The organism is Bacillus sp. 166amftsu (assembly GCF_900107445.1).
GTDB classification, from domain to species: domain Bacteria; phylum Bacillota; class Bacilli; order Bacillales; family Bacillaceae_G; genus Bacillus_A; species Bacillus_A arachidis.
The window spans coordinates 37,097-50,164 of sequence record NZ_FNQA01000004.1 but is presented as its reverse complement, the minus strand read 5'-3'; the positions used below and the strand labels follow the sequence as shown (position 1 = coordinate 50,164).

11 protein-coding genes are annotated in these 13,068 nt (G+C 35.6%); 2 read left to right on the top strand and 9 right to left on the bottom strand.

Annotated elements, in window-relative coordinates:
* Positions 1 to 263: 263 nt before the first annotated feature.
* From BLV40_RS13335 to BLV40_RS13300, 8 genes are all read right to left on the bottom strand, one after another.
* Entirely contained in the window at positions 264 to 2,459 is a 2,196-nt protein-coding gene (locus BLV40_RS13335) for an MMPL family transporter (RefSeq protein WP_090690838.1), read from the bottom strand.
* 222 nt (positions 2,460 to 2,681) lie between these two features.
* On the bottom strand, positions 2,682 to 3,329 hold the full coding sequence (locus BLV40_RS13330; RefSeq protein WP_090690835.1) for a phosphatase PAP2 family protein: 648 nt from the start codon (positions 3,327 to 3,329) through the stop codon (positions 2,682 to 2,684).
* Between the two features lie 59 nt (positions 3,330 to 3,388).
* Entirely contained in the window at positions 3,389 to 4,438 is a 1,050-nt protein-coding gene (locus tag BLV40_RS13325) for a polyamine ABC transporter substrate-binding protein (protein WP_026591401.1), read from the bottom strand.
* Between the two features lie 41 nt (positions 4,439 to 4,479).
* Positions 4,480 to 5,280, bottom strand: coding sequence for a spermidine/putrescine ABC transporter permease PotC (gene potC / locus BLV40_RS13320; protein WP_090690832.1), 801 nt, complete (start codon positions 5,278 to 5,280; stop codon positions 4,480 to 4,482).
* Positions 5,281 to 5,286: 6 nt separating this feature from the next.
* Complete coding sequence (locus BLV40_RS13315) at positions 5,287 to 6,132, bottom strand: ABC transporter permease (RefSeq protein ID WP_026591403.1); 846 nt, start codon at positions 6,130 to 6,132, stop codon at positions 5,287 to 5,289.
* Positions 6,129 to 7,112 (bottom strand): spermidine/putrescine ABC transporter ATP-binding protein PotA, encoded by a 984-nt coding sequence (gene potA / locus BLV40_RS13310; RefSeq protein WP_090690830.1) that lies wholly within the window; start codon positions 7,110 to 7,112, stop codon positions 6,129 to 6,131. The genes BLV40_RS13315 and potA overlap by 4 nt, the downstream gene beginning before the upstream one ends.
* A gap of 235 nt (positions 7,113 to 7,347) precedes the next feature.
* On the bottom strand, positions 7,348 to 8,715 hold the full coding sequence (locus tag BLV40_RS13305) for an aldehyde dehydrogenase (RefSeq protein ID WP_090690826.1): 1,368 nt from the start codon (positions 8,713 to 8,715) through the stop codon (positions 7,348 to 7,350).
* Positions 8,716 to 8,972: 257 nt separating this feature from the next.
* Positions 8,973 to 11,360, bottom strand: a complete 2,388-nt coding sequence (locus BLV40_RS13300) for an immune inhibitor A domain-containing protein (RefSeq protein ID WP_090690822.1) — start codon at positions 11,358 to 11,360, stop codon at positions 8,973 to 8,975.
* Positions 11,361 to 11,725: 365 nt separating this feature from the next.
* Here BLV40_RS13300 and BLV40_RS13295 point away from each other — a divergent pair, with 365 nt between their 5' ends.
* Both BLV40_RS13295 and BLV40_RS13290 read left to right on the top strand, forming a co-directional pair.
* Entirely contained in the window at positions 11,726 to 11,857 is a 132-nt protein-coding gene (locus tag BLV40_RS13295; RefSeq protein ID WP_026591407.1) for an anti-repressor SinI family protein, read from the top strand.
* Between the two features lie 90 nt (positions 11,858 to 11,947).
* The gene (locus BLV40_RS13290) at positions 11,948 to 12,271 is read left to right on the top strand and encodes a helix-turn-helix domain-containing protein (RefSeq protein WP_026591408.1); all 324 of its coding nucleotides are present in this window, start codon (positions 11,948 to 11,950) and stop codon (positions 12,269 to 12,271) included.
* Positions 12,272 to 12,368: 97 nt separating this feature from the next.
* Here the strand turns inward: BLV40_RS13290 and calY are convergent, their stop codons facing one another.
* Complete coding sequence (gene calY / locus BLV40_RS13285) at positions 12,369 to 12,962, bottom strand: biofilm matrix protein CalY (protein WP_026591409.1); 594 nt, start codon at positions 12,960 to 12,962, stop codon at positions 12,369 to 12,371.
* Between the last annotated feature and the right edge of the window lie 106 nt (positions 12,963 to 13,068).

Below are 13,068 nucleotides of genomic sequence, written 5' to 3'. Positions count from 1 at the left end.
TCATCTATAAGAGAAACTGCTAAAAACTTTTCTTTTTGGATGGGAGAGCATCCGATCATGTAGAGGCGGTTATTGCCTTTTTTCGTTCCATACCTTGTGAGAACAACGGTAGGAAATGAGAAGCGATCTACTTTTGTATTCCTAGCCGCGATTGATATACCAGTAAATTAAAATAAATATATACGGAAAGTCTTATAGATCAACAAAAGGCCACTGAAAAACTTTCGTTTTCCAGTGACCTTTCTGCAAGATGAACATTTTTTTCAATCTAATGATTTTACTTTTTTCTTTCGAAACGGCAGCCACCAATTCCAATCTCCGAACATTTTCATTAAACTTGGCACAAGCATAAGCCGAATAATCGTTGCATCAAGAAAAATAGCAAGTGCTACACCAAGCCCCATCTGCTTTACTGGTAAAATATCAGTAAAGGCGAATGCTCCTGTTACAACAATCATAATAAGAGCAGCTGATGTAATAATACGGCTTGTTGATACAAGCCCTTCTAACGTTGCCACATCATTATCTCCTGTCTCTTCATACAATTCATGGATACGAGAAATAAGAAACACTTCATAATCCATGCTTAAGCCGAATACAAGACCGAATATAAAAATCGGTAGCACGAATAAAACTGAGCTTGCTTCTAATCCAAAATGTCCACCTTCAAATAGCCAAATCACAATTCCAATTGTTGCACTTAAACTAAGTATATTCATCACAATCGCCTTAATTGGAATGAGTATAGAACGGAATGCAAATAATAAAATACAGAAAGTAGAGCCGAATATGACAGACATACCAATCACAACTTTATCTTTAATTTCATCCTCTAGCTCTTGTTGAAATGTTGTCATACCACCTAAATAATATGTAATACCATCATCTTTATAGGTGTCTTTAAAATCACGAACCCATTGCTTCGCAGTCTCCGCTTTAGGCTTTGTGTCTAAGAAAATTTGAATGGTTGTTTTATTTCCTTTTGTATAAGCATCAAATACAGGTGTTATTTGTGTTCGCTGAGGTGATTGTAATAATGTAGCAATCTGTTCCGCTGTCATTCCATTTAGCTCACTATACAAACTCTTTACTTTGTATACATGCTTATCTTTTTCCAGCTTCTGAATAATACCTTCTATCTTTTGTAGACTATCTTTCTCAGTTATTTTCTGCTTCGTCTCTAGTACCAAGGTAACATCAGCATGCGTTTTCACAATTTTATTAAATGCCTCTTCATATCTCTCATATGCCATTCGCGTATCACTTTTCTCTGGCAATGCTTCTACACCAGGAAATTGAAGATTGGCAGTACGAAGCGGTAACAAACAGATGAGAATAAACATTGTAACAACGACAATCATCATAATAGGATGCTTCATTACAAATTGAGCAAACTTACGCCACATATTGGAAGTGCGAGGTGCAGTTTGTTTCTTTTTCAGTAATCGCTTTCCTATTAACGATAGCAAGGCTGGAAGAAGTGTAAGTGAAAATAAAATACTCATCACAACAACAATCATCCCGCTAATCGCAACAGACTGAATATAATCAATTTCAAAGAAAAACAAACCGGATAAACCTACAAATACACATAATCCTGAAAATACAATCGCACGACCCGCTGTTTGATACGTAACAGCTATTGCCTCTTTTACTGTACGATGTGCCACTTCCTCACGAAACCGATTCACAAATAACAATGCAAAATCAATTGATAAAGCAAGCCCAATCATCGGTGCAACATTTAATACAAAAATAGATAATTCTTTATCTACACCGATAAAATATAAAATTCCCATTGTACTAATAACACTAAGTGCCCCATTTAAAATCGGCAAGATGGAAGCGAGCAAGCTACCAAATGAAAATAGTAATACAAGAAAAGCAATTGGCAGTCCAATCATTTCTGCTACTTTCAAATCATTTTGTGTGCGTTCATTAATTTCTTCATTAATCTTTGGAAAACCTGTTGGTGATACTTTCAACGTATCGTTACTTTCCTTTTTTATTTCTTTTGCAAATTTTAATGTCTTTTCATTCCGTTCTTTACTTGTTTTCCCGGAAAATAAAATCGTCGCATACGCAATATCATCTTGTAACATTTCTTTATTTTCTAATGGATGATGGAATGAATCATATGTTTCTTTCTTTTGAATTTTTGTTATAATTTCTTCTATTCGTTTTTGAAAATCCTGGTTTGAAACTCCTTTATTCTTCTGAAAAACGAGAAGGAGCGCATCTTGAGACTGTTTAAAATCCTTATCTAAAATTGCTTTTGTCGTTTGATAGTCTCCTTTTGTTTGAAAACCATCGCCTCCTAATACCCCTGGAAGTTTTGGTGCGAAAATACCGAGTGATATTGCTAACACGACTAATGAAGCAATGACTGTATAACGAAATCGATAAAAAAAAGTACCTAGTTTCCCCCAGTTATCTATTTTATGTACATTTGTCTTCACACATCTTCACCTACTTTATATAATTAGTGAATCTCACTATATTTTAGCACATCTTACCATAGTCAATGGCATAACATAATATAAAGTGAAACTTTAATCAGTAGGTTTTTTCTTCATTCCTCACCGATTATTAGCCCTGATCAATCACGCTTTTACTGCCCACAAATAGCTGAATAAAAAACATCCAAAAATTCCAGTACTCTAGGAATTTCCGGATGTTTTTTATCTTTCTTGATTTGTTCCAAATCGCTCAGAAAGCAAACGATGAAAATAAATAGCAATAATTAATAACATACCGCTTAAACAATAGCCAGCTAAAATATCAGTCGGATAATGTACAGATAAAATAATTCTGCTTAATCCAATCCATATGATTAACAATGCCATCGCAATCGTAATAACAACTTTCCCAGCCACATTTTTTACGTTTGCAGCAATGATATAAGCGAGAAATCCATACGTAACCATTGATAGCATTGCATGGCCGCTTGGAAAACTATATCCAAGGGCATCAAACGCTTCATTTAAACTCGGACGATCTCTTTTCACTATTTCTTTTATTCCTTTATTCACAAGATGTGTGATTAGTACAGCCATAGGATAAACAACCATTGCCACATAATAGCGCTTCTTCCAAAAAACGAAAAGACTAAGCGTAAGCGTACCTATAATTCCAATTGCAGATCCCAATTTTGTAAAATATGAAAAAAATGAAAGTGAACTTTCTGTTTGTAATCCTCTTACAAGCCCTTTCACATATGAATCAATTGTTGTCACACCACCTGCTTGTATCCTCCAAGCAATGAGAGCAAATTCAACAAACAACAAGATGATACAAGCGAGCTCATATCGATGTAATTTTCTTTTCAAACCTTTTCCTCCTATTATGAAAAAATGCGATTTCTATTCAGAAACCGCATTTTTGGTACTTATTCGCCTTTTGTTTTTAACTCCGTCCAGTAACGATCATACTCTTTTAATTTATTATCTACATCAACAAGCCACTCTGTACGGGCCAACTCGTCTTTCGATAAGAAAATCATGTGGTTATTACGATACTCTTTACTGTGAAGTTCCCATGCTTTTTCATTTGGATTACTATATCCAATGGATTCATAGTTTTTCACACTTACTTTTTCATCCATTAAGTAGTTCATAAACTTCTCTGCAAGTTCTTTATGTTTCGCGCCTTTTGGAATTGCTAATGTATCCGCCCAAATTGTACCGCCTTCTTTTGGAACGACATACTCTATATCTTTATTATCTTTTGCAATGAACGCTGCATCTCCAGACCAGACTGTCCCAATCCAAGCGTCCTCTGTAATAAATTTTTGTTTAATATTATCTGTATCAAACGCAAGTAAGTTAGGAAGTAACTTTTGCAGATCAGTAGCTGCTGTCTTCAATTCAGCATCATTTTGTGTGCTATTTGAAAATCCATTCTTTTTCAGACCCATTCCTAATACTTCACGAGAATCATTTAATAAAGTAACATGGCCTTTATATTTCTCATTCCATAGGTCATTCCAACTTGTTGGTGCTTCTTTTACGTGCTTTTTATTGTAAGCAATTCCTGTTACACCCCAAGTGTATACAAGCGAGTACTTATTCTCTGGATCAAATGGAGGTGTTTTAAAGTTTGAAACAAGATTTTTTACATTTGGAATGTTCTTTTTATCCAATGGCTCTAGTAAATCCATTTTTGCCATCGTTTTAACCATGTAGTCTGACGGTTGAATCAAATCATATTTTGCACCGCCAGCTTGCAATTTCGCAAGCATTTCTTCGTTACTTGCGTATTTATCATAATTAACTTTGACATTATATTTCTTTTCAAAATCTTTTATTACTTCTTCATCAAAATTATCAGCCCAGCTATAAATGTTTAGCTCTTCCTTCTTCTCACCACACCCAGCTAATAGGCCGGCAACAAGGCTGAAGCTAATCGCTGCACCAGCTACTGTTTTCATCCATTTCATTGATGAATTACCTCCTCTTTCTTTATAATTTGTTCTCTATGTTATAGCGGAAGATGTCCTCCGGAGTTTTCTTCACCATCTGCACCTTTTTTACGGAAGATCTCTGATGCAACCATTAATCCAACAATTACAACAATTAAAATTGTAGAAAGAGCATTAATTTCAGGTGATATTCCGCGCTTCACCATACTATAAATGTATAATGGCAATGTTGTTGATCCTGGACCGGATACGAAGAAACTAATCACAAAATCATCGATTGATAGTGTGAATGTTAATAATGCCGCTGAAATAATACCCGGTGCAATTCCAGGAAGCGTAATATAACGAAACGTTTGCCACGGAGTTGCTCCTAAATCATTCGCTGCTTCTTCTAAATCGCGGCCCATTCCAGAAAGACGTGCTGCTAAAATGACAACAACGAATGAAATACTAAATGTAATATGGGCAATAATAATGGTTGCTTGTCCAAGTTCAATGCCAAGTTGACTAAATAAAATAAGTAAAGATAATCCCATTAAAATATCAGGAATTAAAATTGGTAAATATACGAGACCGTTAATTGCCCCTTCAAAACGATATTTATAACGATGTAATGCAACAGCGAAAATCACACCAAGAACCGTTGTCACAATTGTCGTCACAATCGCGATTGTAATACTATTTACAAATGCATCAATAACATCTTGCTTTTGAAATAAATCAGTATACCAATGGAACGTAAATCCTTCCCATTCCGCGTTAATACGAGAATCGTTAAAAGAATATACCATGAGAACCATCATTGGAAAATACAAGAACAATAAAATTAACCAAGAATAAGAGACTAAAAACTTCTTCATCTTTGTCTATTCCCCTCCGTTTCCGTATTTATATACTTTCGTTGCACGATAATATAAGTAAATTAACAGAACAGAGAACAGAACGACAATAATGGATAACGCTGATCCAAATGGCCAATCACGTGCACCTAAGAATTGGTTTTGAATAACGTTTCCGATTAACGCTACCTTTGATCCACCCATAACGTCTGATACAACAAACATTCCAATAGATGAAACAAATACTAAAATCGAACCAGTAGCAACCCCTGACATTGTCATTGGTAATGTTACATTCCAAAACGCTTTCATCGGTGTTGCTCCTAAATCATATGCTGCTTCTAATTTACGTTTATCTAGCTGCTCAATTGCTGCGTACACTGGTAAAATCATAAATGGCAGTAAAGAATATACCATTCCTAATACTACAGATGGTGTATTATACAGTAAATTTAGTGGCTCATTAATAACGCCTAACTTTAGTAATACTGTATTTACAAGCCCTTGTGAACGTAAAATAACAATCCATGCATACGAGCGCACAAGAAAGTTAATCCAGAACGGAATCGTTGCTAATAATAGTAAAATCGAACGATATTTACGATCAACAATTGTAATTGTATATGCAAACGGGTAACCAATGAGTAAGCAAAGTACTGTTGTGATCACTGCAATTTTCACTGTTTCCCATAATGTGTTCATATACAAGGGATCAAACACACGAGATATATTATCTAACGTAAATTGCATCTCCACTGTTCCATATGCCCCGCGCTGCAAGAACGCAAATGCTAATACGAATACAAGCGGAATTAAAAAGAAGATTAGTAACCATGTAACTGTAGGTAATGCGAGTAGTTTCCCTTTTTTCAATTTAAGGTCACCTCATCCTCTTGCTCCCAGCCTACGTATACATTATCCCCAATACTCCACTGCGCTGCTCCCTCTGCAGTTTGGTATGCCATTAATAGTTCTGCTGTTTTTTCATCACGTACATAAAGCTTCTCCATATTTCCAACAAACTCGATATCTTCAATATGTCCAAGATGGTATTCTTTTAAAATTGGTTCTTCAACCGAACGTATTTTCACATTTTCAGGGCGAACTGCTACGTAGTTTTCCCCATTCTTTATAATATTATTTTCACCAATGAATGTCGCGACAAACATTGTTTTTGGCACTTTATAAATTTCCTTTGGCGTTCCGATCTGCTCGATATGCCCTTTATTCATAACGACAATACGATCACTCATGCTCATTGCTTCTTCTTGATCGTGCGTTACATATATAAACGTAATTCCTAAATTACGCTGTAAGTTTTTCAACTCACGTTGTAAATCTTTTCTTAACTTAAAATCAAGTGCTCCAAGTGGCTCATCTAGTAATAATACACGCGGATTATTTACGATTGCTCTTGCAATTGCAACACGCTGCTGTTGTCCACCAGAAAGCTTAGCAGGCTTACGATTACGGAATTCAAGTAACTGCGTTAAACGCATCGCTTCTTCTGCACGCTCTTTTTGTTCTGCCGCTGATACTTTTTGCATCTTCATACCAAAACAAATATTTTTCTCCACCGTCATATGTGGAAACAATGCATAATGCTGGAACACTAAGTTCATATGACGCTTATAAGGCGGCAAGTCATTGATTCTTTCTTCATCAAGTAAAAGGTTACCTTTTGTAGGAGTTTCAAAACCTGCAATCATACGAAGTAACGTTGTTTTTCCACAACCACTCGGTCCAAGAATTGTTAAAAATTCTCCTTCTTTAATGTCTAAAGAAAGAGGTGGAATAATCACTTGATCTCCAAAATGTTTTTCTACTGCTTCAACTTTAATAATCTTTTTCATTTTCCCGTCCTATCTATCTCAAATTTTTAATTTTTATATTCATGAATAAATATTAGTTTTTTATAGATTTTTTTGTTTCGATCCAAACAAAAATAATTATTTAACAGCGTCCTCTTCTATTCTTTATGTAGTATGTTTGATTCATTTTCGCATGATACACATGTCGAACAGAAAAACCCCTTCAAGCGAGAAGGGGTTTTTATCATACGGCTACGCCTACTGATAAACACCATCATCATTTTAACAACTTTCGTATAAATTTTAAAGCACTTTTTGTAGAAGAGTAACGAATTTTCATATCAAATACTGTAGATTGAGACAAAATGCTTTTATAGTGCGAAAATGTTCGAAAACTTTGCTCCCCATGATAACTTCCTAATCCACTGCTTCCAACGCCACCAAAGGGTAAATATGGCGTAGCAAGGTGATACACAACGTCATTTATACACCCACCGCCATATGAAATATTACGCGTAATTTGTTTTTGAATTTCTTTACTCTCTGAAAATACATATAAAGCTAATGATTTAGGTTGTCGTTGAATTTTTCCAATGATATCTTCTATATTTTCATACTCCATAATCGGCAAAATTGGACCAAAAATTTCATCCTCCATAATAGAATCCTGCCACGTAATATTCGTTACAACACTTGGCTCTATATGTAGAGTTTCTTCATTGTATTTTCCGCCAATTTCAACACTGCCCTCTTGTAAAAAAGAACATAGCCTTTCAAAATGACGTTTACTGACAATCCGAACGTAATTTTCATTTTGTAGAGGTTTTTCTCCATATTGATTTTTAATTTCCATTCGCAGTGCTTCAATAAGTTGTTCTTTTATAGAAGAATGAACATATATGTAATCCGGCGCAACACATGTTTGTCCCGCATTCAAAAATTTCCCCCAAACAATACGCCTTGCTGCTATTTCTAATTTTGCATCATTATGCACAATACATGGGCTTTTCCCACCAAGCTCTAACGTAAGAGGTGTCAAGCTTTTCGCTGCCGCTTCCATAACAATCTTGCCAACCCCTACACTACCAGTAAAGAAAATATAATCAAACGGCTCTTTTAACAGTGCTGTACTCTCTTCAATACCGCCTTCAACAACCGTAACAAGTTCAGCTGGAAATAACTCTTGTAACATATTTGCAAGAAGACTAGAAACATTAGGTGTCAATTCTGACGGCTTTAATACAACCGTGTTGCCAGCTGCTAAGGCTCCTACAAGGGGTGCAATTGCAAGTTGAAATGGATAATTCCACGGAGCCATTACAAGGGTAACACCGTAGGGCTCTGGAACGACTCTCCCCTTCGAACCAGCGTGTGTAAGTGCTGTACGCACGCGCTTTGGCTTACTCCATGAAGAAAGACGTTTCATTAAAAAGGAAATCTCCTTTAATACGTATCCAACCTCTGTCGTAAATGATTCATGATCTGATTTATTTAAATCCAATTTTAACGCTTGAAAAATATCAGACTCAAAACGTTGAATCCCTTCATATAACTTTTGTAAATGTTTCTTTCTTTCTTCTATATTTCTTGTGCGACCTTTATAAAAATATGACTTTTGCTCGTTCACAATAGAAGTGATATCCATCTACTATCCCTCCCTCTATGTTTATATACATTCATTTTGATTGTTCAACATGTGACCTACACTCATTTTCTCTCTCTGTTTTCACTTCGCATGGAGCTAAAAGAGGAACTGACCGCTTCTATGCTTGACCGTAGCCTCTCTGCCACCTAAAAAACACTTCTTAAAGTATCATTATATATGAGTTTGTATTTCATTTAAAATATATTTACTCATGAAAAAAGCTGTTGAAAGGAAAACTTTCAACAGCTTCTTCATAATTAACGGTATAAGCGAACTGCACCTGCAGATTTATCATCCGATTGGCCAACTACTTCAAATTTCAGGCCAAGTTTTGGTAAGATGCGTCCTGCATCTGGAATTTGTTGATTAATATAAGCTTTAGAATCATCGAATTTTGCAACACCTGGTAGTCCATTGTATTCAAATGTTCCACGAGTTGGTGATACAACTTTCCATGCTGGTGTTTGATCGAAAGAGAACGCTGCATCAGCAATTTGATAACGTGTGCTATCTTTAAATGTTGGCTTACCATTTAAAGTTCCTGCAATTGCTTCAGAATGAGAGTCAACTACACCAAGGAATCCGTATCCTGGATGCACGCCAACCCAGTTATCTGTATAGCTAGAATCTGCATACCATACAACCATACCTGTGTTATATACTGGACCGCGAGCATATTTTAACGCTTCATCAGCACCAGCGTAGTTTCTCCACTCTACATAATAGTTATGGCCCTTCTTCTCAATTCCGTTTGAAACAACAAAACCATTTAACTTAAACTGAGTATCGCCTTCTGCGTCATCAGAGAATGCAACATTACCATCTACTGTTAATTTTGCATTATCAAGGGTAAATCCATTTAATGCTAAACCACCATCAGTAACATATTCAAATACAAGCTTCACTTTCTTACCTTTAAATTGGCTTAAATCATAAGATTTGTCTACCCATTTTCCAAGAGTTGTATCTGCTCCACCTTTTACATTTTTATTACCAATTGTATCGATTAATGTTTTCGATCCATCTTCTGCTACTGCATGTACTTCTAAGAAATCATAGTCTGTTTCGATTTCATATAATGATTTGTAATCAAACTTTGCAGTTGTTGCATTTGTTAAATCAAATAAAGGTGTTTCTAACGTAGTATGAAGATCATCACCTTTTGTACTATAGTAGTACTTCTTACCAAATGCTGGCTCAATTCCTTTTACATCTTTATCTGGTAAATTAACACGAATCATGCCTGGTCGATCCGTTTTTGTTACACTTTGATCTAAGTATGTTGCATAACCAATTCCTCGGTTTAACTTATCATAATCTAATTCCACAATATTCGCCCAGTTTCCACCAATTGTTTTTTGGAAGAACTCTTTGTTTTGCGGAGAAAAACTTGTTGGTGTTGTTCCAGCAATGTTACCTGCCCAGCTACCGCCACTCATAATAGACCATGATTGAATTGGCTCGCCCCCGCCAGAATATTTTGTATCATATTCATCTGGAAGACCTAAATCATGACCGTATTCATGTGCGAATACACCAACTGCTCCATCTTCTGGTTCAATTGTGTAGTCAAATGCTGCCATTTTACCGCCCCAGTACGGTACTTTCGCTTTTGTTCCCTCAATTTGGAATGGCTTTGGACCAACTGTCCAGCGGTGTGACCAAATTGCATCGTCACCTAATTTACCGCCGCCAGCTTCTTGTCCAACACCAGCGTGGATAACCATTAAGTGGTCAATCAAACCATCTGGCTGATTTTTATTGCCGTCTTCATTTACATCATATTGATCAAATTGATCAAATTCTGATAAATCAAGTCCGCTATCTACCGCTGCTTTTAATGCATCTTTGATCAGGTCACGAGGTCCTAATGGTCCTTTATTATCATGACCATCTCCAGCATCTGCACCGTAATCAGCTGCTTTACCTGGAACTGTTAACCATTTCGTAACTGTTCCATCTACTGTATAACTACCGCCAGATTGTTCCTCATAATATTTCTTAAATGTTTCAATGCTTGTCCCATCTTCTAATTTAAATGGTTCGTCACCAAATAACATTTTTTGATAATGTTGTTGGTTAAAGTCACTAGAATACATATAACCAGGCTCTTTATCGATATTATTATGTTTGAAATCAGCATACTCTACAAGCAAAACAAGTACTTTATCCTTACGAACTTCCCCATTATACTCTTTTGCTTTTGCAGGAGCCGTTGGTACTTTACCATTTAATGTACCTCTAACTGGACCTGTCCCTGCACCATTTCCATTTGCTGGATTTTCTAACTTTTCTTTTGTATCTGCCTTAGCATCTTTAACTTTCTTCAGGAAATCAGATGCTTCTTTTGTAACAGTATCCCCAGTTGCTGCTTCTTTTCCAGGTTTGTCACCCTTCTTTTTCTCTACATACTTTTCGACAGCTTTCTTTGTCTCTTCTTTAGAAGCGGATGAATCAATTACTCCACGTTTTTTAAGAGCATCAGCTAAACGCTCTTCTGGAATTAGATGATCATCAATTGGGCTTGTAGCTGCTGCTTTTCCAGGTGTTTCTGCATAAACAGATTGACTACCAGCTCCAAATGAGCAACCAAGAACAGCTGCTACAGCAAGTGTCGATAACACTTTAAATGGTTTCTTTTTCATCCCTATTTTCCTCCCCCAATAAAATATGTACCAATATTAAGATAATAATAAAAATTCAGTAATTTTTCAATATTTTGTTTAATTTTGTTCTATTTTGTAATTTTCGTAATATTTTTGTAAAAATCATATATTTTTCATACAGAAATTTCTCAATATATCAGTTATTTCTGAAGATATTGATAATTTTTGATAAAACTATTACAATTTCTTTATAGAATAACAAAGTAGTAGCTTTTTATTAATTTCACCTGCAAAATATACAATAAATTAACATTATTTTCACCAAATTAACTTTTCGAAATATTATAATGTACTTAAAAGATTGTTTATTTTTTGCTTCATTACACATTAGGGAGGAATACACTTTGTACAAAGAAATGGCAGATACGCTAGATCAGGATTGGATTGATTTAATGCTTGAAGCTTTAGATGCGGGGATCGCTATTCAAGATATCGAACACTTTTTCCAACGTATGAACCAATCTACCAGAAACTAGCAGAGTAGTAGAAACGTTCTTTTTAACGAAATTTGTGTTATAATAATGACATCATAAGCCGACTACATACTTACAGAAAGGTGCGCAAAGATGATAGGAGAACGTATAAAACGCCTTCGGTTGCAAAGAGGGATTTCTTTAACAGAACTTGCTGAAAAAGCAGGTGTGGCAAAGTCTTATATTAGTTCCATTGAACGTAATTTGCAAAAGAACCCTTCCATTCAATTTCTTGAAAAAATCGCAAATGTTCTGCAAGTACCAATGGACACACTCCTTCATGACGAAACATCATCCGAAAACCAACTGGATTCGGAATGGACACACCTCGTCAAAGAAGCTATGAATTCCGGTGTCTCAAAAGAGCAATTCCGGGAATTTTTAGAGTTTACAAAATGGAAGAAAAACCAGAAGTAACATATACGCGAAGGAGTGCAAACTGGGGAGCACTCTTTTTTTATTTATAAAAAAAGCGAAAAAAAGCGGGGAATCCCCGCTTTTTTGGTGTTATTTATTATTTCTCTTCGCCTTCTGTTTGATTTGCATTGAATGTCCATTCTAAGTTTAATGCATCGCCTTGGAATTTATTTTGATCTTGACCATTATCTACAAACTCAAATTGTACCCATAGGTAGTCTTCTGTTCCAGCTTCTAAGCCGCCTTTTTCAGCCCACTCTGGAGCAAAGATATCTTTTGCTAAAACATCTGGATCTACGTTCTGTAAATCCGCTAAAGTTGTTTCATATACAGGCTCACTTTGCTTATCCCAGTTCCAAAGGAATTTTACTTTAATATGTTTACCGAAATCTTCACCAGCGTTATCGCCTTTTGCATCTACAACTGCATATTTCGTTGCTAATTTAACATCTTTAATTGCTAATGTACCACTGTTCTTTAATAAGAACTCTTTTTTAACAGTATCCCCTGGTTTAAGGTCTTTGATATCTACAATTGTTTTAGGGTCCAAAGTAAGGTCTAACGTACCAGCTGCAAATGTATTGTTCGATACTTCTTTGTCACTAAAGTAAGCAAATGTTCCTCCACCGATTAAAGATAATCCTAATGCTGCAGAAGCGATTCCCATACCTAATTTTTTCTTTAAACTCACTTTAAATTCCCCCTAGCTATTTTTTATTGTTATCTCTTAAGGATAAGGATAAGAGGTATAACTAATAGAATGACTGTTATCTTTCTATATCCAATGTATGTACAAT